The organism is Methylosinus sp. Ce-a6 (genome assembly GCF_009811655.1).
Classification (GTDB): domain Bacteria; phylum Pseudomonadota; class Alphaproteobacteria; order Rhizobiales; family Beijerinckiaceae; genus Methylosinus.
The window spans coordinates 103,593-129,180 of the sequence record NZ_BGJX01000003.1 but is presented as its reverse complement, the minus strand read 5'-3'; the positions used below and the strand labels follow the sequence as shown (position 1 = coordinate 129,180).

The 25,588-nt window shown below is 62.1% G+C and carries 19 protein-coding genes and 3 pseudogenes; 10 read left to right on the top strand and 12 right to left on the bottom strand.

Annotated elements, in window-relative coordinates; genetic code table 11:
• Window positions 1-93: 93 nt before the first annotated feature.
• The 3 genes and pseudogenes from Mspo_RS03315 to Mspo_RS19800 all read left to right on the top strand — a co-directional run.
• Window positions 94-1,044: a LysR family transcriptional regulator gene (locus tag Mspo_RS03315; RefSeq protein ID WP_159726805.1), complete on the top strand. Its 951-nt coding sequence runs from the start codon at window positions 94-96 to the stop codon at window positions 1,042-1,044.
• 186 nt (window positions 1,045-1,230) lie between these two features.
• The gene (locus tag Mspo_RS03310) at window positions 1,231-1,677 is read left to right on the top strand and encodes a VOC family protein (RefSeq protein ID WP_159726803.1); all 447 of its coding nucleotides are present in this window, start codon (window positions 1,231-1,233) and stop codon (window positions 1,675-1,677) included.
• 176 nt (window positions 1,678-1,853) lie between these two features.
• Window positions 1,854-2,270, top strand: a pseudogene (locus tag Mspo_RS19800) (EamA family transporter); the annotation flags it as partial.
• Between the two features lie 284 nt (window positions 2,271-2,554).
• Here the strand turns inward: Mspo_RS19800 and istB are convergent.
• From istB to Mspo_RS03280, 5 genes and pseudogenes are all read right to left on the bottom strand, one after another.
• The gene (gene istB, locus Mspo_RS03300) at window positions 2,555-3,424 is read right to left on the bottom strand and encodes an IS21-like element helper ATPase IstB (protein ID WP_244613112.1); all 870 of its coding nucleotides are present in this window, start codon (window positions 3,422-3,424) and stop codon (window positions 2,555-2,557) included.
• Between the two features lie 2 nt (window positions 3,425-3,426).
• A pseudogene (locus Mspo_RS03295) lies at window positions 3,427-4,025 on the bottom strand (hypothetical protein).
• Window positions 4,026-4,315: 290 nt separating this feature from the next.
• Complete coding sequence (locus tag Mspo_RS03290; protein WP_159726799.1) at window positions 4,316-5,956, bottom strand: NRAMP family divalent metal transporter; 1,641 nt, start codon at window positions 5,954-5,956, stop codon at window positions 4,316-4,318.
• Window positions 5,957-6,131: 175 nt separating this feature from the next.
• Window positions 6,132-6,368: a hypothetical protein gene (locus tag Mspo_RS03285; protein WP_159726797.1), complete on the bottom strand. Its 237-nt coding sequence runs from the start codon at window positions 6,366-6,368 to the stop codon at window positions 6,132-6,134.
• A 413-nt stretch (window positions 6,369-6,781) separates the two neighbouring features.
• Entirely contained in the window at window positions 6,782-10,468 is a 3,687-nt protein-coding gene (locus Mspo_RS03280; protein WP_159726795.1) for an HAD-IC family P-type ATPase, read from the bottom strand.
• Window positions 10,469-10,885: 417 nt separating this feature from the next.
• Here Mspo_RS03280 and Mspo_RS19790 point away from each other — a divergent pair, with 417 nt between their 5' ends.
• From Mspo_RS19790 to Mspo_RS03250, 6 genes and pseudogenes are all read left to right on the top strand, one after another.
• The gene (locus Mspo_RS19790) at window positions 10,886-11,185 is read left to right on the top strand and encodes a hypothetical protein (RefSeq protein ID WP_244613086.1); all 300 of its coding nucleotides are present in this window, start codon (window positions 10,886-10,888) and stop codon (window positions 11,183-11,185) included.
• Window positions 11,186-11,215: 30 nt separating this feature from the next.
• Window positions 11,216-11,548 (top strand): hypothetical protein, encoded by a 333-nt coding sequence (locus Mspo_RS03270; RefSeq protein ID WP_159726793.1) that lies wholly within the window; start codon window positions 11,216-11,218, stop codon window positions 11,546-11,548.
• 527 nt (window positions 11,549-12,075) lie between these two features.
• Entirely contained in the window at window positions 12,076-13,116 is a 1,041-nt protein-coding gene (gene dusA / locus Mspo_RS03265; protein WP_159726792.1) for a tRNA dihydrouridine(20/20a) synthase DusA, read from the top strand.
• A 351-nt stretch (window positions 13,117-13,467) separates the two neighbouring features.
• Window positions 13,468-13,605: a hypothetical protein gene (locus Mspo_RS19785; RefSeq protein WP_244613084.1), complete on the top strand. Its 138-nt coding sequence runs from the start codon at window positions 13,468-13,470 to the stop codon at window positions 13,603-13,605.
• Window positions 13,606-13,632: 27 nt separating this feature from the next.
• Window positions 13,633-14,967 (top strand): annotated as a pseudogene (locus Mspo_RS03255) (IS66 family transposase); the annotation flags it as partial.
• 1 nt (window position 14,968) lies between these two features.
• Window positions 14,969-15,202 (top strand): hypothetical protein, encoded by a 234-nt coding sequence (locus Mspo_RS03250; protein WP_159726790.1) that lies wholly within the window; start codon window positions 14,969-14,971, stop codon window positions 15,200-15,202.
• A gap of 340 nt (window positions 15,203-15,542) precedes the next feature.
• Here the strand turns inward: Mspo_RS03250 and Mspo_RS03245 are convergent, their stop codons facing one another.
• The 3 genes from Mspo_RS03245 to Mspo_RS03235 are packed head-to-tail and all read right to left on the bottom strand — an operon-like array spanning window position 15,543 to window position 19,056.
• On the bottom strand, window positions 15,543-16,358 hold the full coding sequence (locus Mspo_RS03245) for a hypothetical protein (RefSeq protein WP_159726788.1): 816 nt from the start codon (window positions 16,356-16,358) through the stop codon (window positions 15,543-15,545).
• A complete protein-coding gene (locus Mspo_RS03240; protein WP_159726786.1) occupies window positions 16,351-18,648 on the bottom strand; it encodes an AAA family ATPase in 2,298 nt (765 codons plus the stop codon). The genes Mspo_RS03245 and Mspo_RS03240 overlap by 8 nt, the downstream gene beginning before the upstream one ends.
• Before the next feature lie 21 nt (window positions 18,649-18,669).
• On the bottom strand, window positions 18,670-19,056 hold the full coding sequence (locus Mspo_RS03235; RefSeq protein WP_159726785.1) for a hypothetical protein: 387 nt from the start codon (window positions 19,054-19,056) through the stop codon (window positions 18,670-18,672).
• A gap of 526 nt (window positions 19,057-19,582) precedes the next feature.
• Here Mspo_RS03235 and Mspo_RS03230 point away from each other — a divergent pair.
• On the top strand, window positions 19,583-20,935 hold the full coding sequence (locus Mspo_RS03230) for an O-antigen ligase (protein ID WP_159726783.1): 1,353 nt from the start codon (window positions 19,583-19,585) through the stop codon (window positions 20,933-20,935).
• 441 nt (window positions 20,936-21,376) lie between these two features.
• Here the strand turns inward: Mspo_RS03230 and Mspo_RS03225 are convergent, their stop codons facing one another.
• The 4 genes from Mspo_RS03225 to Mspo_RS03210 form a co-directional block, all read right to left on the bottom strand.
• On the bottom strand, window positions 21,377-21,940 hold the full coding sequence (locus Mspo_RS03225; RefSeq protein WP_159726781.1) for a putative colanic acid biosynthesis acetyltransferase: 564 nt from the start codon (window positions 21,938-21,940) through the stop codon (window positions 21,377-21,379).
• Window positions 21,918-22,604: a glycosyltransferase family 4 protein gene (locus Mspo_RS03220; RefSeq protein WP_159726779.1), complete on the bottom strand. Its 687-nt coding sequence runs from the start codon at window positions 22,602-22,604 to the stop codon at window positions 21,918-21,920. The genes Mspo_RS03225 and Mspo_RS03220 overlap by 23 nt, the downstream gene beginning before the upstream one ends.
• A gap of 577 nt (window positions 22,605-23,181) precedes the next feature.
• Entirely contained in the window at window positions 23,182-24,387 is a 1,206-nt protein-coding gene (locus tag Mspo_RS03215) for a glycosyltransferase family 4 protein (protein ID WP_159726777.1), read from the bottom strand.
• On the bottom strand, window positions 24,384-25,490 hold the full coding sequence (locus Mspo_RS03210) for a hypothetical protein (protein ID WP_159726775.1): 1,107 nt from the start codon (window positions 25,488-25,490) through the stop codon (window positions 24,384-24,386). The genes Mspo_RS03215 and Mspo_RS03210 overlap by 4 nt, the downstream gene beginning before the upstream one ends.
• Between the last annotated feature and the right edge of the window lie 98 nt (window positions 25,491-25,588).

Below are 25,588 nucleotides of genomic sequence, written 5' to 3'. Positions count from 1 at the left end.
AGCGGATCGATCGCAGCGACATACGGATGTCGAGCGATCGCGGGAGCGCCAGTTCGACGCCGGCGTGAGAGGAGTAGCGATATGGAACATGGGATGACGAAAATCACGCTCGAGCAATGGCGCGTATTCGTCGCCACGGCGCGGCACGGAAGCTTTCATCAAGCGGCCGAACGATTGAGCAAGACCCAGTCGGCGGTGAGCCACGCTGTTCGCAAGATGGAGGAATGCCTGGGCAAAGATCTTTTCGCGATCGAAGGGCGACGGGCGACCCTGACAAAGGCCGGCCGAATGATTTTTCCTCGCGCGCGGGAGCTCATTAGCCAAGCGATGCAAATCGAGCGATTCTGCTCAGGATTCGATCCTGATTCCGAGGGCGAGATTTCGATTGCAGTCGACATTGTTTTGCCGAGGGGGATTGTTCTGAACGCCCTCCACCAATATTCGCTCCTCTACCCGCGGCTATCGGTGCGGATCTACGAAACGGCGATGTCGGGCGCGAGCGAAGCCTTCGAGGAAGGGCGCGCGCAGATCGGCGTCGCGAGTTGTCTTTCCAGCCGAATGATCGTCGAGCCTCTGCTCTCCGTGCGGTTCATCTGTGTGGCTGCCGCAAGCCATCCCCTGCATCAGCTCGGCGTGATCACGCATGAATTGCTCAAGGAGCATCGTCAGATTGTGTTGAGCGACTCCGGTCTGCGAGGACCAGACAGCGACTGGCTCGGCTCGCAACAGCGATGGACGGTCAGCCATCTCACGACATCGGTCGCCTTCGTCGCCGATGGCCAGGGCTACGCGTGGCTTCCCGAGCACTGCATTCGCGATGAGCTGGCATCGGGACGGCTGCGTCCATTGAACCTCACAGCGGGACGAAGTCGCATGATCGAGCTCGATATCGGCTATGGGGAGCATTTGGAGCAGGCGCGTCAGATTCTCGATCTCGTGGCGATTTTCCGTGACGCGGCGCAAGATTCCGAATCCCCTACCCTTCCCGGCGTCCGAAGCCGCATCGACGCGGATTGCGGGCGAAGCGTTTCGTCTGTTATGTGAACAGGCCTCAACGTCGTCACGCGAAACCGGCTGGAGCGGCATTCGTCGTCGAATAATGGCGCCCCCGCTGCTCGACCGGCTCGCGGGAGCGTCCCATTACTCCGGCTCGAATCCCCGTCGCCGCCACGCGCCCACACCGGCTCTTCGGCGGCGCATATCGCGGTCAGATAAAGTGGAGCATAGCTGATGAACGCCGATTTCGCCCTCGTCCCATCTCATGAGCCCATCAGGTTTGCAGGGGACGTCGACGTCGCGCAGGTGAGGATTGCGCGCCCAACCGATAAGCTCGAAGCTTTGGCGGCTTTCTATCGCGATGGTTTGGGGTTGGCCGAGCTATATCGATTCACCGATCATGGTGGATATGACGGCGTCATGTTCGGCCTTCCCGGTCGGGCCTATCATCTGGAATTCACGCAGCGCCACGCCGGGAGCCCATGCCCGGCCCCCAGCCGTGACAATTTGTTGGTCCTGTATATTCCAGACGCTCGCCATCTCGCGAGCCTGCGAGACCGAATGATCCGATCGGGCCATGAACCTGTCGAGCCTGAAAACCCCTATTGGGTCGACAAAGGTCTCACCTTCGAAGACCCAGATGGTTGGCGAGTGGTGCTTTGTGGCGCTCGCGGCATATGAGGCGACTCTATGATCGTAACCGGCCGCCGTCTGAACCGTCACCGACTTCCCGAAACGGATGATGAGCGGAGCCTCGAAACAACGCCGCTCGAAATCCCCTTTGGCGCGGCGGCTCCGCTTCTCGTCGAGAGACGACGAAATCATCGCTTCTCTCCGCGCTCGGCTGGAGGAACGCGATGAAATCGCCGGCTCCGGCGGCGCTGAAATCCTTCCTCTGCCTCGTTTCGACTGGCGGGCTCGTCGGCATGACCACCGTGATTGCGGGTTTGGCCATCCGCTCAGGCTGGCATCCTATCGCGTTTCTCTTATGGTCCGCGCTCGGTGGAGGCTTGGCGCTCGTCGCGGTCGCGTGCGCAGCGGCGGAACGGCTGAAGCTCTCCGCCGCGCTCCTGCGCTATGGGCTCCTATCCGGTCTTTTGAGCTTCGCTTTGCCGAACATGCTTTCCTTCGTATCGATTCCGCATGTGGGCGCCGGATTCGTCTCGCTGTGCCTCGCTTTCCCGCCCTTGCTGACCTATGGGCTGGCCTTGCCCTTGGGGCTCGATCGCTTTTCGACGACGGGCGCGACCGGCATGACGCTCGGGCTCGGCGGCGCGGCGTTGCTCGCAGCTTCTCGGCCGGGCGGAATGGATGGCGGCTGGATCTGGACGGGCCTCGCTTTGACGGCTCCCGTCATCGTCGCAACGGGGAACATCTATCGCACCGTCGACTGGCCCAAAAACGCATCGCCTCGTCTGCTCGCGCCGATCATGCTCCTGGCCGCGGCCGCGATCATCGGCGTATACGCGGTCTGCGCCCATGTCCCACTCAACCCTGAGACATGGAACGAGAGCGCGTCGGCGCTGCTGGCGGTCCAAATGACGATCATCGCCGCTACCTACGCACTCTTCTTCACTCTCCAGAAGCACAGTGGGCCGGTAGGCGTCAGCCAGATCGGCTGGATCGGCGCCGGCGCCGGAAAGCTTCTCGCGGTCGCCTTTCTCGGCGAAGCATTCCCGGCGATCCTTCCCTTCGCATTCCTGTTCATTTTGGCCGGCGTGACGCTCGTCGGCAGAAGCCGGTGACGGCTCTGGCCGCCTGTGAGCCGGTCGAGCAGCGCCGTCGTCATCTTGGCGTCGCCGAACACGCTCGGCCATTCGCCGAAAGCGAGATTGGTCGTGACGATCACCGAGCTGCGCTCATAGAGCCGGCTGACGAGATGGAACAGCAATTGTCCGCCCGCCTGCGCGAAGGGCAGATAACCGAGCTCGTCGAGAATGACGAAGTCCATTCTCGTGAGATAGTCGGCCATGCGACCTTGACGTCCGCCGCGCGTTTCCGCCTCCAGCCGATTGACGAGGTCGACCGTGTTGAAGAAGCGGCCGCGCAAGCCGGCGCGGATGCAGCATCGCGCGATGGCGATGGCGAGATGAGTCTTCCCGGTCCCCGTTCCGCCGACGAGAACGATATTGCGCTGATGAGCGACGAAGGCGCCCCCGGCGAGATCGCGAACCAGCATCTCATTGACGTCGGCGGCTGCGAAGTCGAAGTCGTCGATGTCCTTGGCCAGAGGAAGCTTGGCGATCGTCATCTGATATTTGATCGAGCGCGCTTGCATTTCGGCGATTTCCGCCTTCAGCAGGCTCCCGACGATCTGCGGTGGCTCGTGTTGCCGTTTGACGCCGGCCGCCATCACTTCATCGTAAGCGCTCCTCATGCCGAAGAGCTTCAACTCTCCCATCATATCGTAGATTTGCGTGCGCTCCATCATCATCCGGACCTCCTCAGTTGGTCGTATCTCGAGCAGTCGGCGAGCGGCGCGCGCCTCAGTCGCAGCGCGTCCGGCGTGAGGATCGTCACCGACGGACCGGGATCGCGGCGCCGTGCGAGTATGTTCAGCATGACGTCGGCGGAGTGAACGCTCTGATCCAGCGCTTCGGCGCAGGCGGCCTCGACAGCCGGCAGCCCGTCGTCGAGAACGGCTGCGAGGATTTTCACCATCTGCCGATCGCCATCGGCCGCGCGGCGCCGCGCTCCTTGCGCCAAGCGACCGCGTAACGGCGAACGGCGGCGTAGCTGCCTTCGTAGCCAAAACCGCGCAGCTCCTCGTAGAGCCGCACGAGCGTCAGCCGTTCGCGGGCCGCTTTCCCTTCATTCTCCGACAAAAGCGCGTCCAGCCGCTCCCGCCAGGGACCGATCTTGGGAAGCGGCTGCGTCTCGCGACGATAGTGAAACTCCGTCGCCTCGGAGCGGACGACTTTCCGCAAGACCTTCCGCGACACGTGAAGGTCCCGGCAGATCTCCTTGATCGGTTTCTTCTGGACAAAATAGGCGCGGCGAATCTTCGCAATCGTTTCCACAACGAGCATTCCAATCTCGGCCTCCCTCACATCAGGAGGCCAGTGTGGACCTCAGCCCCGGGGTCCCGATTGGATGCAAATCACCCCCAAAGCGGGGGCCTTATTCCATGCAACTTCACACGAGGCCGAACATCAGCAGCAATGGGCCGGCGACGCCGGCGCCACAATAGAGCAGCTCCGCGAGAATGCGTTGATCTATATCCGCGAGAAGGAGCTTCGCGGCCAGCGTCGAGACGCCGAACAGAGCCGCCGAGAGCAGCGCATAGGATATGGCTTTGCTTTCATGCTCGGCGCGCGCATCAGTGTGTCACCGCGAGCGCGACGATCCGCGCGAGAACGAGGCCCCCGGCGAGCAGAAGATAGCAGCGTAGCACGCTCATCCATATGCGGCTCGCCATCGAGAGCTTCGCCGGCGGCAGCGCGTGCAGCGGCGGCATACGCCAGCTGTCGCGGGCGTGACGGCCGATCGGGCCGCGCGCTGTGCGTCGCCTCGCGTGAAGACCGCCCGTCGCGACTGCGATGGCGACAGTCGCAATCGAGCCGCCGGCGAGGATCCGTAGAATGACTGTCTCGTTCGTCTGCTCCGGAAACAGGACGGACGCGGTCAAAATGATCGACAACATCACGAGAACCGCGACGATCGCGCCGGTGAACAGATTCATGCCCCAGCCATTGACCCAGGGGCCGAGTACCGCCTCGTCATTGCAGAGAAGCAGCAGAAACACGGTCGCGCTCGGCAGCAGGACGCCGGCGAGCGTCTGCACGGCATTGGTCAGCAGGCCGAGCGGCGCGCCCGGAGTCAGCACGAGGCCCGCCGAAACGACGATGAGCGCGAAATAAACGCCGTAGAAGCCTTTCGCGTCGGACGGCTTGCGATGCAGCGAATGCTTCAGCGACAGCACATCGCCGAGCGCATAGGCTGTGGAGAGCGACACCGCCGCGGCGCCGATGACGCTCGCATCGATCAGCGCCAGAGCGAACAATATGCCCGGCAAGCGCCCGGCATATCGGCCCAAGCCCTCCGCCACCGCGCCGGCGTCGGTGAAGCTTCCAGCTTCGGGACGTCCGGCGAAGACCGCCGCCGTGAAGGCCATCATCGCCGCCGCGCCGATGACGACGAGCGCTATGCCGAGCCAGAGGTCGATGCGCTCATAGCGAATGAAGCGCGGCGTGATGCGCTTGTCGATCACATAGCTCTGCTGGAAGAAGAGCTGCCAGGGCGCGATGGTCGTGCCGACGATCGCTATGACGAGCAGCATCACATCGCCGAGCTTGCCGTCCTTCGGAAGCTGCACGACGAACATATCGCGCGCGAGATCCGCCATCGGCGGATGAATCATCACGAAGATCGGAATGAGAACGAGGCTGCCCGCGCAGAGCGCCAGAGCGAAGCGCTCGAAGCGACGGAAGTCGCCCGTGCCGACGGCCGCCATGATGACGACCGCCGACAGCGCCACGCCGAGCTCCCGCGAGACGCCGAGATAGGAGAGCGCGAGGGATATGCCGATGAATTCGGTGACGATGGTCAGCGCATTGAGCAGAAAGAGATCGATGACGCTGAAGGCGCCCCAGAATTTGCCGAAGCGCTCGACGATGAGCCGGGCATGTCCGACGCCCGTGACGGCGCCGAGGCGGAGCACCATCTCCTGATTGACATAGAGCACGGGAACGAGCAGCAGCAGCGTCCACAGCAGGCTCGTGCCATAGTTCTGGCCCGCTTGAGCATAAGTTCCGAAAGCGCCAGCGTCATTGTCGCCCACCATGACGATGAGGCCGGGACCGAGAATAGCGAGAAGAGTCTGGAAGCGCCGCTTGAAGCCGATGCGCGGGCCGTTATCGGCGTGATGGATCGTGCCCAGCGCGCCGCGGATATGGCCGACATGGGCCTCGTCGAGAACGGCGCTCTCGTTGGTGTCTATCGGGTTGAAATGTAGCGTCATGGCTCGCCTTTTCTCCGGCGGGAGACGAGCCTTCGCGAGAGCTCGCGCCCTCTAGACCGCTCGCGCTCTCGCGCCCGGGCAAATTCGAATCGGGATGGATGTCGATGCGCCCGCCGGGCCGAGCTCGCGCTCGCCGGCGGGCCTGGTTGGGCCGGGGTTCATTCGATCTCTCCAGTCAGACGGCGAGGCGCGAAGGGGGCCGCTCGACATTATCCTGCGTGAGGCGCGCGTCGGCTTGCGCCTCGTCGCTCCACACGCACAGAAGACGTCCCGAGGCGGCGTCGAGCGCCCAGACGCAATGCGGCGCCCGCTGCGCGCGACGGCGAAACGCGACGATCTGCGTCTCGGCGCGGAACGAAGCCGCACTCCGAGCGAACGGGCGCGCGAATGCAATTGCAGTGAGCTTGTTCATCGCTCATCTCCTTTTTGGCCGTTGTGATCCACGGCCCGGAGCATGAGCGGCAGGCAGGAGCCTCTAGACCCTCGCGACGCCTCTCACGCGGCCTCCGAGACCGCGGGTGGTTTCGATGTCGAGTGGCGTCGCCAGCGCAGACGAGGCTGCGGGCGCGGCGCCGAAGCGGCTACTGCCCATGTTTCTTTCTTGGGTTGTCGGAGTCGACGGCAGGGGCGAAGCCCCTCCATCCGAGGGCGATATCGGTCCGGAAGCTGTGGTTGTCAAGCACAAATCGCAGGATAGGCGACAGCGATTACCAATCGATGAAGCGAAAGGCCGAAGGAGCGCGCTCCGGAGACGCTCCAGCTCGCTTGCCGGATCAGGGCGAAATCCTAAATCGTTAAGCTGCGAGCGCGTAAAATCGGGCCTCGTCAGTCGACAGCGATTCGGACGTTCGCTCCCATGCCTGGCATCAGCGCAAGATCCGGATTCGACGCGGTGATGACGATTTCGTTTCCACCTCGTTCCATCGGCGCATGCCCTCGGCCATCGATCTGGGTCACTGCTCCTTCGAAGGTGTGATCGGCAAGCGCATCGACTGTGAAAGAGACCCTGTCGCCTAGCCGGATGCGCGCGACATCCTGCGCGCTCACATCCGCCTCGACGCGCACCGTTGCGAGACCCGCGGCGATCTGGAAGAGCGCGGCGTCTGCGCCTGCGTCGACCATCTGGCCCATCTCCACATTGCGCGCGACGACCACGCCATCGACGGGGGACACGACCTCGGTGTTCGCGAGATCGATCTCCGCCGCTCGAAGCGCCACTCGCCGCTGCACGAGTTCGGCCTCGTCCTGCGCCACGCGCGTCGTCGCCCGCTCGAGCGCAGCGCGCGATTTCGCGACTGCTCGGCGAGAGGCGGCTCCCCGCTTCGCCTCCGTCTGAACACGCTCCAAGGCGGTTTTCGCGCGAGCGAGACGAAGCTCGTTCTGCTTGCGCCTCGCGCTCGCCTCGGCCAATTCGAACGCCCTGCGATCGAGTGTCGCCTGATGGACGACGGGATCGATTTTCGCGCATAACTGGCCCGCCTGCACCTTGTCGCCGCGCTCGCAATAGAGCGTCTGCAGCACGCCGGACGCCCGTGCGAGAACCGGCTCCGAGGACAGGGCATGGACGATGCCGGTCGTAGTCACGGTGCGGATGGTCGAGCCTCGCTCCGCTGGCTCCCGGACGTAGCGGGACGCCATTCTCTCTTGCAAAGTCCAATAGAGCAGCCCGGAACCGAGAGCGGCGACGACGACCGCGCCCGCCAATGTTTGCCAGAGCCTCCCGGCGCTCGGCGTCTCCAGATAGGCGGCGTCCGGCGCTTCGAGATCGAATCGCCGCTGGACGAACTTCTCGAGTTCGAGAACGAGGTAGAGTCCGGCTCCCACGCCGATCACGGCCGCCGCGTCGACCAGCGACATCGAACGCGTGTCGAATATCGTCTGCATGAAGGGCGCATAGGTGAACAGGAACTGGGCCGCCGTGATCGCGCCGACCCCGATGACGATCGCAGGGGCGCTGAGAAGCCCCGTCCATGGGAACGACGCGGCGAGCGGCCGCCGAATACTGAAGAGGTAAAAGATCTCCATGATGACGATGGCGTTGACGACGATCGTGCGCGCCTCTTCGATCGGCAGCCCGCGCTCCTCCGCCCAGAAAAACAGGCCGAACGAGCCGGCGACGAACAAAAGCGACACGAAAGCGACGCGCCAGATCAGAAAGCCGGATAGCACGGGCTCGCTCGGCGCGCGGGGCGATCTGCGCATCACCTCGGGCTCTGTCGGTTCGAAGGCGAGCGTCAGGCCCAAGCCGACCGCAGTCACCATGTTGATCCAGAGAATCTGGACCGGCGTCATCGGCAGGGTCAGCCCGAAGAAGATCGCCACGATAATCGCCATCGCCTCGCCGCCATTCGTCGGCAGCGTCCAGCCGATGACCTTCTTCAAATTGTCGTAGACGGTGCGTCCCTCGCAGACGGCGGCGACGATCGACGCGAAATTATCGTCAGCGAGCACCATTTCGGCCGCCTCCTTGGCCGCCTCCGTGCCCTTTCGGCCCATTGCGACGCCGACGTCCGCCCGCTTCAGCGCCGGCGCGTCATTGACGCCGTCCCCCGTCATGGCGACAACATGGCCTTGCGACTGCAGAGCCTCGACGAGTCGCAGCTTGTGCTCCGGAGTGGTTCGCGCGAACACCGTCATTTCGCGGGCGGCGCGTTCGAATTCCTCCTCGTTCAGCTCCTGAAGCCGTTCTCCCGTGATCACAGCTTCGTGATGAGCGAGACCGAGGCGCTGGGCGATGGCGCTCGCCGTCGCCGCATGGTCTCCCGTGATCATCTTCACGCGAATGCCCGCGTTTCGGCACTCCTCGACCGCCATGATCGCCTCCGCGCGGGGCGGGTCGATCAAACCGACGACGCCGAGCAGGCTCAGCCCGCTTTCGACATCCGAAAAGGTGAGCTCTTGCATGCTCTGCGGCGTTTTTTTCGTCGCCAGCGCCAGCACGCGCTGGCCTTTGCGCGCGAGCGCTTCGATCGCGGCGCACCAGTGAGCGTGATCGACGGGCTCTAGCCCCTGGGCTCCCTGCTGGGCGGAACACATCGAGAGGACTCTCTCGGGCGCTCCCTTCACATAGGCCACGGATCCGTTCTCATGGGCGTGGTGCAGAGTCGCCATGAAACGATGCCGCGAGTCGAAAGGGATTTCATCCGCGCGCGGAAATTGCCGGCGCGTCGCGTCGGCGTCGCAGCCCGCCTTGGCCGCGAAAGACATGAGCGCGCCTTCCATGGGATCGCCGTCGACGACCCAGCCGGAGCCAGACTGCCGAAGCGCGGCGTCGTTGCACAACAGCGCCGCCAGAGCCAGCTCCTGCATGACGGGATTTTCCGCGATGTCGAATTCGCGTCCGTCGCGCCACAGCGCGCCCCTCGGCTCATATCCCTCGCCGGTCGCCTCGACGGAGCCGGCCGCCGTCACTGCGGTCTGCGCCATCATCTCATTGCGCGTCAGCGTCCCGGTCTTGTCCGAGCAAATGACGGAGACCGACCCGAGCGTCTCGACGGCCGGCAGCCGGCGGATGATCGCGTTGCGCGCCGCCATCCGCTGCACGCCGATGGCGAGCGTGATCGTCATCACCGCAGGCAGCCCCTCTGGAATAGCGGCTACGGCGAGGCCAACGACGGCCATGAACGCTTCCGCCCAAGGATAGTGACGCAATCCGGTCGCGAATGCGAAAACGAGAGCGGAAACGCCCAAGATCATGATCGTCAGCTGGCGCGCGAACCGGCTCATTTGCCGCACGAGCGGCGTCGTGAGCGGCTCGACCGCGCCCAGCATAGCGCTGATGCGCCCGAGTTCCGTCGAAAGGCCCGTGGCGACCGCGACTCCGAGACCCAGGCCTGCGACCACGAAAGTGCCGGAATAGGCCATAGAGGTCCGATCGCCGAGCGCCGCAGCGGCGTCGACGGGTCCCGCGCCTTTTTCGACGGCGACCGACTCGCCGGTGAGGGTCGCTTCCTCGATCCTCAGATTGCGCGCTCGAACGAGCCGCAGGTCCGCCGGCACGCGGTCCCCTGCCTCGAGCAGTACGATATCGCCGGGAACGACATGTTCCGCTCGGATCACCATTCGATGTCCGTCGCGCAGCACGGACGCATTCGGCTCGATCATCCCCTTGATGGCGTCGAGCGCCTTTTCTGCGCGTCCCTCCTGAATGAAGCCGATGAACGCGTTGATCAGGACGACGAGCAGGATGACCGCTGTGTCTACGCCATGGCCGAGCAGCGCCGCCAGCACGGCCGCCGCCAGGAGGACATAGATGAGGACGTCGTGGAACTGCGCAAGCAGACGCCTGAGCGCGGTGCGCGGCTTCGCTGTCGGTAGCGAATTCGGGCCGTGCGCCTCGAGACGCCTTTCCGCTTCCGCCGGGGTCAGACCGTTCCGGTGCGTCTCCAGGCATTCGACGACATCATCGACGGAAACGGCGTGCCACGGTCGCGCATCGGCGTCGGCAGTCGAACTGTCCGCCGTCCGCTGGACTGCTCCCGCCTCCTCGGCGCACTCGACAGGCGCGGCCATAAGAATGCTGCCCTTTCCCCTTCACAGGACAGACCGTACCCGCCCACAGCCGAGAACGGGTTTCTCCGTGAGACGCTGTTCAGGAGCTTGGATCATGGCTGATTCTGAAGATAGCACGACTCCGCCTGCTGTTAGCCGGCGCGCGATTTTACGAGGAACTGGCGCCTCGCCATCGGGGAAGAACACAGGAGGGCGCCGTCCGACCCTGCGCTGCAACTCTGGCGGAGTTGGCAAGCCAATCACACGCAGGTCGTCGCGCTAACGCGCCAGTAGCAGCGCATCGAGACGCAACTCGTTCACTCGGTCGGCTTCCCCGAGGTCACGGTCCGCCTTTCCCGCGAGGAGGAGCCCAAAATCGCTCACTCTGTCGACGAGATCGAGGAGTTGCTCGCAGACGAGCCAGAACCCGAGAAAGACATGCTGATCGCGGCATTCGAGGAGCAGAAAAGGCGATGGGACGACGCGGCGGCGGCGCTCGGCTTTGACGCCGTCGACGCCGAACTCCAAGCCGCTCTCGGTAAGGAGCGTGATTTCACGGCTTCGGTCCCGAGGACGAATGCCGCCAGCCTGCCGGGCGTTGCGGCCAAGCTCGCCATCGTCATTCAGCTCGGCGAGCCGAGCCCGAAAGACGCGGAATTTCCTTGGCCGGAACTGCGCTCGGCCCTAACGGATATCGTCAGATTGGCGTCACCCGAAGCAGCTGTCTCGCCGATGTGACGTCGTGCTCGGGTCCATGGTCGCTCGGCTATGGACCCGGCTTCTTTCGAACAGCGGCCCGCCTTTGCGCCGGCCTCTCGCTTTTCCGAGATCGTTTTGCGCCTTTCTTGGCCGGCGACTTCTCTCGGATTGGTCGGTAAGGGAAACGAACGTGATCGCCGGCCGACACAGCACGGGATCGATCGCATCATCGCACGAGCCGATTTGACGCCGCAGCTGTTAATTCCGTTGGGAAGGATCGTGCGCTTCGCGATCGCGACCGCGATGCGCCTGGATGAAATATGCCGCGTCGCTTGGGATGACTTCGGGCTCAGCGCGATGCGTGCGAGATCGGTCGGCTCCGTCGAAAGCTGGATGCCGTGAACCGCCGCTGCGTGCGACAAGATCGTTTTGACATAGCCGAGGTCGATGCCGAGCGTGACGGGACCAGCTCCTTCCTTTGCTCTATCTCGACCGAATTGAATGAGCCGCTCTCGATCCAGCTCTGAAATCTTCAATCATTCAAGGCGACGCTCGAGAAAGTCGAGGCTCGCGGCCTTCGAGCGGCCGACCCGCTTTCCGACTTCCGCGAGATCGTCCCTATGGAGACGGACGAGATCGCCGAATGTTCGAGCCTCCTTGCGCGCGCGCTTCGACGGCGACTCGCCACGGTCGATCCGCCGCTCTATGTCGAGCGCCACTCCTCGGCGTCGCGCCGGCGGAGAAACGTCTCGTTGACGTATTTCCCCTTGCGTCGAACGTGAGCGCGCCAGGAGCTGGATTTGAGCCTCGTGAAGGTCGCCATTTCGTGTGCGCTCTGTGTGCACTGAGAAGTCGAAAAGGAGCGAAAAGTGTCGTATCGAGGCGTACCGGAGAGTGCACACGCCCCGACCTAGGGCCTTGAGAGTAAAATGAAATCGCTTATAAAACAAGATATTAGATTCTCTACCGCGCCCATGATGGACTGGACCGATCGTCACTGTCGGTTCTTCCATCGCCTGTTGTCGCGCCGCGCGCGGCTCTATACGGAAATGCTCACGACCGGCGCAGTGATCTTCGGCGATCGCGAGCGGCTGCTCGGCTTCGACGCGGCGGAGCGTCCGCTCGCGCTGCAGCTCGGCGGATCGGATCCGGCCGAGCTGGCGAAAGCCGCGCGCATCGCCGAGACCTTCGGCTATGACGAGATCAATCTCAATGTCGGCTGCCCTTCGGATCGCGTGCAGAACGGCGCTTTCGGCGCCTGTCTCATGCTGCGGCCCGAGCTCGTCGCCGATTGCGTGAAGGCGATGAAGGACGCCGTCGCTCTGCCCATCACCGTCAAATGCCGCATCGGGGTCGATGATCAGGAGCCGAGAACGGCGCTGTTCGCGCTCGCCGAGCGCGCCGTCGCCGCGGGCTCCGACGCGCTGTTCGTCCATGCGCGCAAGGCTTGGCTCTCCGGCCTTTCGCCCAAGGAGAATCGCGACGTTCCGCCGCTCGACTATGGGCTCGTCTATGAGCTGAAGCGCGCCTATTCCGATCTGCCGATCGCGATCAACGGCGGCATAGCGACGATCGACGACATGCGCGGGCATCTCTCCCATGTCGATGGGGTGATGATCGGCCGCGCCGCTTATCACGAGCCGGAGCTTCTGCTCTCCGTCGATCCGGAACTGTTCGGCGAAGCGGCGCCGCTCGCCGATGGTTTCGCCGCGGTCGAAGCCTTCATCCCCTATATCGAGGCGCAGATCGAGCGCGGCGAGCGTCTCGCCAACATGACGCGGCACATGCTCGGCCTTTTCGCCGGCAAGCCCGGCGCGCGCGCCTTCCGCCGGCGCCTCGCCAGCGAGGCCGTGCGGCCCGGCGCAGGCGTCGAGGTCTTGCTCTCCGCCATGGACGAGGCGCGGCGCGCGATGTCGGCCCGTATCAGGCTTGCAGCCGACGCCAATCCCACGGGTCACTCGCGATCATAACGGGAACGGATGCTTCGTGGCCCTATGAACAGGGCTGTTCAACGCTCATTACAAGCCGCGATATGAGAGCGTGACGGTGGGATCGATGGCGGCGCACCAGAGGGCTTGGGCGAGGCGGAGCGGATCAATGTCGATCGCGTGACGCGCACGATCGCGGCGATCAACGGCGCCCATTCGCCGTCATCGAGAGCAGCGCCGGGAGCGTAGACTTCGACATGCCGGTCTTCCTGGCGATTTCGCGCCGCGCGACGGCACGACCTCGACACCAACCAGCTATTCACATGGCGGCGGCAGTTCGGCGTCGAGCCGCCCGCGCCGAAGGATCTCGCGCCGATCCTGCCCGTAACGATCATGCCGGACTCGGAACATTCCGCTCGAGAGTCGAACGGCCAGATGGAGATCGTGCTCGCCGAGGGTGATCGGATCATCGTGTGGGCCGATGTCGAGACAGTCGCGCTGTCTCGGGTTCTGAAGGCGCTGCGCCGATGATCCCACTGCCGGCGGGCTGTCGGGTGCTTCGAGCGCAAGCGGCCGGAGCGCAACACCTTACCCGACCATCTGCCGCGCGAACGCGTCGTGATCGAGGCGCCGAAGAGCTGCGCCTGCTGCGGCGGATCGCGTCTGCGCAAGCTCGGCGAAGATGTGACGCGGACGCTGGAGACGACGCCGCGTCAGTGGAAGGTCCTGGAGACCGTGCGGGAGAAGTTCACCTGCCGGGACTGCGAGAAGGTCACAGAGGCGCCTGCGCCGTTCCATGTCGTTGCGCGCGGCTGGGCGGGGCCGAGCCTGTTGGCGATGATCGCCTTCGAGAAGTTCGGCCAGCATCAGCCGCTGAACCGTCAGGCCGAGCGCTATGCGCTCGAAGGCGCGCCGATCGCCCTGTCGACCATGGCCGATGCTGTCGGCTCCATCTGCACGGCGCTCGATCCACTACGGCGCCTCATCGAGGCGCATGTCCTCTCCGCCGAACGCCTTCACGGGGACGACACCACGGTTCCCGTGCTGGCGAAGGGCAAGACCGATACGGGACGCTGCTGGGTCTACGTCCGCGACGACGCGCCCTTCGGCGGCGCCGGGCCGCCGGCGGCGATGTTCTATTATTCGCGCGATCGGCGCGGCGAGCATCCGCAGGGCCATCTGGCGAATTATTCCGGCATACTGCAAGCGGACGCCTACGACGGCTATGGCAAGCTGTATCTGGCGGGGCGTGAGCCCGGCCCAATCCTCGAAGCGGCGTGCTGGGCGCATGCGCGGCGACCGTTCTTCGCCATGGCCGACATCGAGGCCAGCGCCCGTCGCAAGGCGGCGGGGAAAAAGGAAAGACCGCTGTAGCCGATCGCGATCGAAATCGTGCGCCGGATCGACGCGCTGTTTGCGATCGAGCGGTCGATCCTCGGCAAGAGCGCCGAGGAACGTCTCGCTGTTCGACAGGCGTCGAGCCGCCCGCTCGTCGACGCGCTGGAAATCCATCTGCGCGAACAACTCGCCAAACTCTCGCGCGGGCACGATCTCGCCAAGGCGATCCAGTACATGCTGAAGCGCTGGCCGGCCTTCACGCTGTTCCTCGACGATGGACGCGTCTGCTTGTCGAACAACGCCGCGGAACGAGGGCTGAGAGGCATCGCTCTTGGCCGGAAAAGGCGGCTATTCTGCGGTTCCGACCGCGGCGGCCAGCGCGCTGCGGCTATGTACAGCCTCATCGTCACAGCGAAGATGAACGGCGTCGATCCGCAAGCATGGCTCACCGATGTTCTCGCCCGCATCGCCGCGCATCCCGCACATCGCCTCGACGAGTTGCTGCCGTGGAACTGGCGTAAGAAAGACCAGGCTGCCTCGGCGCTGGCGGCATGAAATGCACATCAACAAGGTTGCTTCCGTGACAACCATCGATCGCATCGCCGAGCGGCTCGATGAAAGCGTCGACTTCCTGTACGATGTCGCCAACGAAATGGAACCGGAGGACGGCGTGATCTCGGTCTATGGCGCCGGCGATCATGAGATCCTCGCCTTCACCGACTTCGGCGTCGAGAACCTCGTCGAACTCGTCAAAATCCACAAAGAGCTCAAATCACGTCACGAACTCTGACCAGCCACCGCCGCCCCTGCGGTCTACAGCGGCTACAGCGGATGCTTACGGCCTATGTCGCCCAGAGGCGGGTTCCGAAATCGACGCTCGAGGTCGGCGAGGCGAAGCTCTGGACCGATCTTCGCGTCTGGGCCTATCGGGGAGAGATCACGCTCCTATCCGGCAGGGCTCGCCAAGGCCGGATCGGCTGGACCTTGCTCGTCCCGGCGGCTGGCTGCCGACATTCCGCTCCCGTCGACAGTCGTCAGCGCCGCTCTCGGCGAGATAGCGCATCGTGACCGCCACGGCGCGCGTATCCTCCGCGATGTCGGCGACATCCGCGTTCTCATGTGAGCGCTATCTACTTGGTCAGCGCCTCTGACAGGTCTCTCAAATTCTGCCGAAGCAGCTCTGTTTGGCGACCTCCAGTTTCTGTAGACACCGGATCCACGTCATAAGAAGCCAAGGCCGCATTGAACTGCAATTTTCTCGCTTCTGGGGCTTTCATCAAACGCCCTGCCATGCCGGACATGAGATCCGGCGAGGCGAAGGCGTACAACCTCGCGCATTGCGAGATATATCCTTCGTTCAGCAGCATTTCGAAATCGTCGAGGACGAGCCTGCGTTGGTCGGTCGGGATCAGACTCCAGAGATTTGCGACGTGAGGTAATCTCGAGAGCGCAACCCAAGCTTCGCGCGGAGCAAAGCGATACGATGCGCCCAGATGAGCCCAAGCGGAATTCGTGAGGGTCCCCGAGACGACTTCGCTCCAAAAGAGAACGAACCAGGCGAAACCGTTCGTCGGCGAGCAAGCGATCTGTCCAATCACATTCGACCTCGCCCGCCGTAGATGCTCCTCGACCGGGACGTCTCGACCTTGTGCGAGCGAAGCTTCGACCAGTTTCAATTCGATCAGTGCGACCGCCAATTTCGCATCGCCATCGCACGAACCCTCCTCATCACCGCGTCGCGCCATGCGTTCGATGAAGGCGTTCGGCAAGGTCTCTCCCGTGACGATGCGACGGTAGACGATCTCGAAGGCTCTTTGCGAATTCGCCACGCGCAGAGATATCAGAGCGAAACCGAAGCCGAGCGCCGAGAGGAGCAGGAACATCGCGCGCATGTGACGTTGTCTGCGCAGCGAGACTCGAAGCTCACCAATGTCGCTATCACCCATAATAGGCCGAGCGCACGTACCCATAGCCCTCGATCCGCCGCATCGTGTCGACATCCACCTTGTTCAACACGACTCCGATCAACCGATCACGGACCAATGGAGCCAATTCGAATGATTGCGCCAAGTCATCGACATTGGTTTTGCCCCATTCCGCCACAACGATGAAAGCGTCGAACAGGTGCGAACACGCGCGTGTGTCGACGACGGGGAGAATCGGGGGCAGATCGACGATCACATAATCATAGTCCCGCTTCGCCGCGACAAGCAATTTGCTCATAGGCTCCGAGTTGAGAATGTCCGCCGTGTGGACTGGCCGAATTTTCGTGGGACCGCACAAGAAGTCGTATCCGTAATGTTCATCTGTTCGGATTACGTCCGCGATCGCCGATTCACCATAGAGGATTTCGAGAAGGGAAGCGTCGTTCTTGGACCCTAGCTCGGCGCTCAAAGACGGACGGCGCAGGTCGGCGTCGATCAGCAGCGCGCGGCGTCCGGCTTGAGCCACCATCGCCGACAGGCTGAGCGCCACACTCGATTTGCCTTCTCCTTTCGTAGCCGAGACGATCGCCACCACACGCGTGCTTTGCGAAATATTGCGTATGTCTATCGCAACCTTGATCCCACGCACCGCTTCCGCGTCTATGGACAGGAGATCTTCCGCGTCGTAGAGCATCACCGGCGGACGGAGATGCGTCTCTTCCGTGTCCTCGGCGCCGCCGCGTCGTAGCTCGTCCATTTTCGATTTCAGCTGGGATATAGATTTCAACCGGGATACGAAGGAGCTCAGCGTTTTCGGCTCGTTCTGTTCGCCTATTCTTCGAATCGTGCAGATCAAGTCGGCGCCGAGTTCCCGCGCAATCTGGTCACGACTATATACGACTCTGTCCAACTGCTCCCGAACGAACACTCCGATCGTCCCGAGACCCAGGCCCGCGGCGAGCGCGACGCCCAGGGACATCAAAATCTTAGGCGACGTCTTCCTGCCTGGCGAAGCATAGGTGATCACCCTCGCCTCTGTGGATGGAAAAGATTGCTGCTGGACTGCCTGCGTATAGCGATTGAGAAAATTCTCGTAAATAGAACGGAAGGTGCTCGCTGCGGTTTCCAACTCTTGAAGCTTTACCTGCGACTGTCGTGTCGCGCTGTCGTTCTGAAATACTTCCGTAATCCGCCTTGCGGTCGACTCCTCTTTCGCCTGCGCGACCTTCAGGTCGCTTTTATAGGTCTCGGCGATACGCTGCATCTCTTCCCGAATTGCGCGCTTCAGTCCGGCCATTTCGGTCCGCAGATTTATGACGGCCTGGTGATTAGGGCCATAGCGCGAGCCCCACTCGGCCTCCTGCTTCTTACGGTCCAGATAGTCCTGCCGCAGCTTGGTAATAACCGGATTGCTGAGCGCGTCGCTGACAGTGCCATTCTCGGGGACGCCGGATTCGTCGCCTCGAACCGCCAATATGGCCTCGATCTCGGACAATCGTGACTGCGCTCGCGTAGTGTCGGCGCGAGCCTGCGCCAGCGAACCGGTGAGCTGTTCGAGCTCTAAATCCGATGACAGTTTTCCATCGCGGCCGACAATGAGATTGTTACGCGATTTGAAATCCTGGATCGCCTTATAGGCCGATGTCGCCTGATCTCGCAATTCGACGATACGCTGCTGCAACCAATGACTGGCCCGCTTGGTGACATCGAATTTCGCCTGCAACTGGTCCTCTATATAGGCGTCAGCCGTGGCGTTTGCGATGCGGGCCGCCTTGTTTCGATCAGCCGAAGTGAACGAGATTTCGACCACATAGCTTCGCCTCAACCGATTCACCGAAAGTCCTCGCGAAAATGCGGACACCGCCTCGCGGAGAACCCCTTCGTCAGTCGGCGGCGTCTCGGTTTTGCCATCGATCGAATTCTCGAGAGCGTTTACGACGCCCACGAACTCCGGATCCTCGAACAGGCGAAGCTTCTTGACGACCAGGATCGCGACGCTCTCGGACCGAATGGTTTCGACGTGGCTTTCGACGGCCGTATCATCGACCTGCGGCTCGATGAAAACCTCGCTGGCGCCGAGCGACGGACGCTTCGCATCGAGGATCAGCGTGGTCGTCGCCATGTATCGTACAGGGGTGACGATCAAATATGCGGCCGTTCCGATGACGGCGAGCGCGACCGAGATCAATAAAATCCGCCGGCGACGCCACAATGCGCGAATAATGTCTCGGAATGAAAACTCGTCTTGATCAGAGTCGTTGGCGACAGTAACCGACGCGTCGTTACGCGCGGCCTCTCCAAGGTAATTCATCGAAACGCGATACTCCTGAAATTATTGCGACGGGCTGACCGCCGAGGTGGCCGATGTCAGCGTTCGCGTCGTGGTCCCCGCCTGGCTGGCGCTCGACGCCGATACAGAAAACCCGGACGGTCCGCTCGTCGTCGTCGACCCCCCGGCAAAATTGTTGGTCGAGTTATTGGCCCCGCCGGTCTGGCCCCCTTCGCCGCTGGCTCCCCCGGCTCCGGCCGCGCCACCCCCGGCGCCGCCGCCCGCTCCTGTCGCTCCTGTCCTGGTGTTGCCCGTGATGGCGGCAAATTGATCGGAAATCGCTTTATTGTCGATGCTCAAGATCGCTTCCTGGATTTGCAGAGCCAATGCCGGATCCTGTGTTTGGCATGCGATAGCCGCCTGCGCCATGCCGGCGGCGATCGCCGACATTTGCGCATCGTTCGCGCCCTTGGCGAGGCCGACGATCGCTCCGAGGACGCCGGCGTCGGACGCCGCCAGAATTCTTATTTCGCTCGCCATGGCTCCCGACCCCAAAGGATAACGATGCAGGAGTCCTCCAGGGTCGCTCTTGAACGCGTCGAGCTGATTTGCGGAAGCCGGCGGCGCGAGACATGCCGCTACGCCGGGAAGGACGCTCGATGAAAGCACGAGACAGATAGCCAAGAACCGATTCAGAAAAAAAGACATGATCCGCGTCTTTCAGCACAATGATCTGAAATCTAGCTTACACTGAGCGTCCGTCGAAATTCAAGCGCTTCAACGCCGCGAGGGACGAGCGAATTCGCCGACATGCGCGGCGCCGAACTGGACGCGCCGAAATCGACCGCTCGGGCTTCGTCCGCCAAACGCTCCGAATGTGCGGACCAATGTTGGGCGCGAACGCGGAATCGGCTAGACGTCGTCGCTCCAGCATCGCCCTGACGCGCAAGGTTCTGGCTTTGTGATGAACCGAACGGTGACAGTCCATACTTGGCTGACGATTGCGGCGGCGTCGTTCGCGCCTCTGCCCTATGGATCGACCGATCCGTTCTGGATCGGCGCTTGGGTCTTGGTTTTGGCCGCAGCGCTCGCGATAGCCCCGCTCGGCGCGTTCAATCGAGCGCAAGAACGCGCTCTTTGCTGGATGATCTGCCTTTGGCTGACCTATTCGGCGATCGCAGCGCTGCAGATTTTGCCCAATCCGCCATTGCTGGCGCATGAGGCGTGGCTCCAAGCGAAAGAGCTGCTCGGGGCGGCTCCATCGCCGCGAATATCGGCCCGCGATTCCATCCCTTTGGATGCGCTTGGCCGCACGCTGCTGGCGATTTTGGCCTTCTGCAATGGTTTCATCGTCGGCGCGCGACAGCAGGAGGCGAGGCGTCTCCTCGACTGGGTCGCATACGCCGGAGCGACCGTCGCGCTCTACGCCGTCGCCGCCGAGCTCGCAGCCCCTTCGCATCTCCTGTTTCGAAGCAAGACGGCTTACCTTGGAGATATGACGGGGACCTTCGTCAACCGAAACACGGCCGCGACCTTTTTCGCCGTCATATCCACTCTGTGGCTCTTTGCAATTCTTCGCAAGGCGGCTCGAATTCACCTTTATGTCGGCGGGCTGATGCTGATCGTGCCGCAGCACGAAGCAGCGGCGCGCTCCCTCGCCTTGCGGATCATGGCGCTCTCGATCTCAGCGATCGCGCTTCTCGGAACCCATTCGCGAGGCGGCGTGCTCGCATTTGCATTCGGTCTCGCGACTTGCGCGGCGATCGTCCTGCTCGAGAAGGGCAAAACGCTGCTATTGGCGGCTTTGGCGGCGCTCGTCACGATCATCTATCGGCACGGCGGAACGATTGTGTCGCGCGTCGAGAGCGAAGGCCTGTCCGACGGAGGACGATGGACGACTTATCGCTCTTCGCTGAAACTCGTCGTCGAACATCCCTGGCTGGGAACCGGCCTCGGCACATTCGAGGATGTTTTCCCCATGGTGCGCGGCAATGGAGCCTTCACGAGCGGCGTCTGGGACAAGGCGCATAACACGGTCGTCGAAATCGCCGTAGAAATGGGACTGCCGATGGCCGCGAGCGTCGTTATTGCCGCGAGCTGGATCTTGTATTCGACCTACAGAGCCGCGCTCGAAAGCGAAGGCCGGCGACGAGCGGATTTGTTGGCGCTCTCGTGCATCGCCGTTACCGCATTCGCACATTCACTGATGGATTTCTCGATGCAAATTCCGGGCTTTCTGGCCCCCTTTGCAATCCTCCTCGGCGTCGCGTCGGCTCTTTCTCTCCAAACGAAAGACGAGGCGGTTCGCCGCCAGAAATCGGCCGCATGAGGCATTGTCGGGGCGGCGATCTATTTCAAACGAGTTGGCCCACAAAGGCGAACAAAAGTCTCTCGGGTCGATCGCACGGGTCGCCTTGGGATGACGAGCGTCGACGCGCCTCGCGGCGAGCGCAACGCACTCATTCAGTCCACATCGGCGAGCGCCTCGACAAATCAAACCGTCCCGCAGAATCAAAAAAAGCTCGCGACGCGAGTCGTGTCCGGGACTGATAGATCGAGCTCTCTCAACTGTCGAGATAGCCGAAATGGGATATTTTAGAGTGCTTTCTGCTCGAACGGGATCGTTCGAGCGATCAGAATTCGCTTTGGACGACAATCACGAGAGCTGTTTCTGTTCAGATTGGACCTGAAACAGGTATAGCTTCAAAGACAACAGGCACAATCCCCGAATTCAAAATGTAGACGCTTGCAAATACTCTTTTTTAAGACGCTACATTTTTTTCTTCCTGTCTTTCTTTCTCATCGCCGGATTGCCCGTGTACACCCTCCACGGCTCCAAATCTCGAAACGCAACGGCGCGCGCGCCCAGCACTGCGCCCTCGCCGATTGTCACACCAGGTCCAACAAAGGCCTCCGCCGCGACCCATGCGTGTGGCCCAATCACGATCGGCTTCGTAATCAGCTGAAAATTCGGGTCGTCGATGTCATGCGTGCCGGCGCACAGGTGGGCGCCTTGGGATATGACTGCACCTTTCCCGACATGGATAACATCCATATTGTAACAAATTGTCTTCGGACCCAGCAATGCGTTCTCGCCCATGGACAAATGCGGCGGATACCAAATCTTGGCGCTTCCGCGAACAAAAGAGTTCCGCGCGAGCTTCGCGCCGAAAAGCCGCAACAAGAGGCATCGCCACCCATTCAGAAAGGGCGGCGTCCAAGCGGCCAGCATCATCCAGGCGACATTCCAGACTGCGCGATATAGGCGATTAGAAAAACTGAAACTCGGCCCTCCTTCGAGCGGCTTGAATTTAGAGGCGTCTAGCGGCGTCATTGTCGACAGCTCCGGCGTCTGTTTCTTGCAATTCATTCAGCAGAGATTTCAAACGCTCGCCGAAGACGCCATCGAGGTAGTTTTCCTCAACCTTGCGGCGTCCGCGCTCGCCGAAAGTCCGCGCGACTTCCGGATTGGCCAAAAGAAAATGCATATGTTCCGCGAGCGAGTCGATGTTGTCGGGATCGACGACGAACCCGTCCACCCCGTCCGAGACAATCTCGCAAGAGGCGCCTTCCGTGCTGCAAATAACCGGCAGCGCCCACTGCCAAGCCTCCAAATAGACGATGCCGAATCCTTCCTTCGAGGATGGCAGGATGAAGACGCTGGCCCGTCGATAGGCGTCGCGTAATCCGGCGTCGTCCACGCGGCCGAGAAAGCGGACGCGTTCAGCAATGCCGAGTTCTCGCGCGAGAGCTTCGAGCTCGCCGCGCAATACGCCGTCGCCGACGATCTCATAGATCGCTTGCGGCATCTGCGATGACAGGAGCGCAAAAGCGCGCAAGGCTTTATCGACATTTTTTTCGCGATCGCCCGGTCCGATCCGGGTAACCGTCAAAACCGTGGGAGGCCCCGGCGCCTTTGCTTCGTCCGCGCAAACCGGATCGACGGCGCAAGGAAACAAACGGAATTTAGATCTGGGAACGCGAAACTCTGTCGCCATTTTTCGCGTCGTATGGTCGCTTATCGACGCCACCATATCGACACACATCAATAGCCACGGCTCATAGAATCGCGTTTTGCGATGGCACGGAGAATTCCAGACCTCGTCGCCGTAGACGAACAGCAGAATTGGCGTTTTTGGACGAATTATTCGTGAAATTATAGCCAGAGGGAGCAAATTTATGTGGTCTAATATCAAGACGCGAGCATCACGAAGTGAGCATATCAGCTCCCATGTGAAACGTAGCCGCCCGGCTCCGGCGAAAGTGAAGCGCACGCCTGCTATTCGAGGGCAATCCTGTGGATCGTCCCGCATTAAAATGACATGTGCTTTCGTGGCGCTTTCGCATGAAAAAGCTCCAAGAAAGCGAATGACACGCCGGTTGAACTTTTGGATTCCACCGACAAGCGAGTAGGTTTCCAAAGCACAGAAAATAACGCTGTCCATTGATTGGCGCTTCTTTAGATAATGGATTGAACGGCAGCGATATGGCGCGGGTTTGAACGCGCCTTCGGATCGTCCCGCAAGAGTTCGACGCTCGCCTATGTGACGGCTCCTGCATCGGCCGGAGCGTTTGTCACTCGAAGGCGCTCGCTCTCGCCGAGGGCGTCGATCTCGAGGAGCGGCGTCTCGCCGTGAGATCTTCATAGGCGGCGACCATCGCCGCGCCATAGCTCGCCCATCCGCCCAGCGACCGCATTTTCTCGACCGCCGCCTGCGACATCGCATGCTGAAGATCGCGGTTTTCGGCCAACAACTGTAGCTTCTCCGCGATCGCCTGCGGAGAGCGGATCGGCACGATGAAGCCTTCCTCGCCATCGGTGAATATGTTGCTCGCGCCGGTATTCGTCGTGGCGACGACAGGACATCCACAGGCCATGGCTTCTGCCTGCACCAGCGCCAGCCCCTCCTCGACGCTCGGCAGCACCAACGCGTCGCTTCGCCCCATGATCTCTTTCAACGCTGTCTGGCTCACGGTTCCGAGAAGGCGAATGTTCGCCGTCTGTAATCGTTGCCCGAGCGCCGCGGCGATTTCCGAGCTGATGCTGCCGGCGATCGTCAGACGCTTGTCGGCGACATCGAGACTCTCGAACGCGGCGAGAAGATCATGTGCGCCCTTGCGCACCGACAGGGCGCCGACGAACAGCGCTTCGAAAGTTTTCTTTCGCTTTTCTTCGACCGGCGAAAAAGTGGTCAGATCCACGCCATAGGGCACGACGGCGAGCTTTTCGGCGGAAAAACCAGAAGCCACGAATGAGGATTTGGCGAAATCGGACGGCGTGACGATCAAATCCGCTCGCTCGTATTCGTCCAACTCCCTTTGATATGACCAAGGCCTCCCGGGATATTTTAGACCAATTCGGTCATATTCCTCTTCGAGCAGCCGCTCCTTCCACCCCATATGGCTGCAACCGCGATCGCAGACATAGAGAGCCCCTCGGCGCTGCGCGGCTGCGCCCGACCAGAGGCCGGCGCCTTCGTGCCCCACGAAAATATCGCATTCGGGCGCGACCGCTCTGACATAGGCGTCGAGCGTCGTCAGCGACACGAGATGGAGCGCTTCGCTCAGAGGTCGTGGGAGCGACACGCCCAGCCGGCCGGACGCCATGATGAAAGGGCGCACCAGCGGAAAGACGCCCACCCGCTCGCGCGGCAGACGCTCGCGCGCCAGAGCGCCCCATGTGAAGCCGCTGTAGATCTTTTCCAAGAAACGACGGCGCTCCAACTCACGCGCCAGCGCGAACATGTGAAAGCGGCCGCAGGTGGAGAGGACGATCTTCATCGGAGGCCCGCCTTATGCCGCATCGCCGAGCGACAGAGCGCCAGCGTGACGCCCATTCCCAACCAACAAAAGCTCAGCAGCTGATTCTGCAGGGTTATTTGCGCATATGCCAAAAGGTAGCCGGAAAACCCGAACATGATGAGCGCGCTTCCGTCGCCAGTGAGGCGATTGACGAGGATGCAGCGCCATCCGATCCACGCCGTCATCGCCACACGCGCGAGAAGCGTCAGAGCGCCGAATATCGGCCCCATCTCGTTGATGATATGGCCGCCTTCTGTCTCGCCGAACTCGAAGCCGCTCTTGCCGAGAAATTGCAGAACGCCATTGTTTCCAGCGCCGATTCCATAGCCGAACAACGGCGCCGAGGCCATCGTTTCGACGCCCTCGGCGAAGGCTCCCAAGGCCCGTCCCAGCGTCGAGCCTTCCGCCGCCTCGGCGGTGGCTTGCCGCTCCGACATCGCCTCGAAAGAATCGGGAAACACGATTACGAACACGAGGAGAAATCCTGCGGCCAGCGCAATGACCGATGCGAGCCGGACAATTCCGGTGCGCACGCGTTTGGACGTCAGCCCGGCGAGGATGTAGGCGCAGCCGACGAGAGCCGCCGAGCCAAAGAAGGTTCGGCCGCCGCTCAACGCGCCCATCGTCATGATTGCGAAGCCGGCCGGGGCCAACAACATCGGCGATATGGAGAAGCGCTTGCGTTGATCCCAGGCGATAATGACGACGGCGACCATCATCGCTGCGAACGTGTTTTGCGCCTGAACGAAAGTGAAGGGCCCATAGGGCCGCACGATTCCGGCGACGACGACAAACACATGTTCGACTTCGTCGCTAGTGCCCTTGTTGATTGCCGCGTCCGGCGGCGACAGGAACTGGACGTAGACGAGCAGCGCAATCGGAATTGAGATATAGAGCGAGACGACGATGAAGCGGCGAATGTGGGCCTCCTGCAGGCACCCGCCCAATATGAAAGCCAAAGGCGCATAAAGGACATAAGCGCGAAGGCCGAGCGCAGGCGCGATCAGCGGCAGGCCATAATAGATGGTCTGCAATGCGGACAGGACGACGAAACTCATCGCGATCACAAAATAGGCGCCCAACCAGGATCGCTCGCCCGCACGGGACCGAAAAAGAAAAACGCCATAGAGCGCGAGAAGCGCTGGATCGCGGATAAAGCCGAGAATTCTCTCAATGTCGT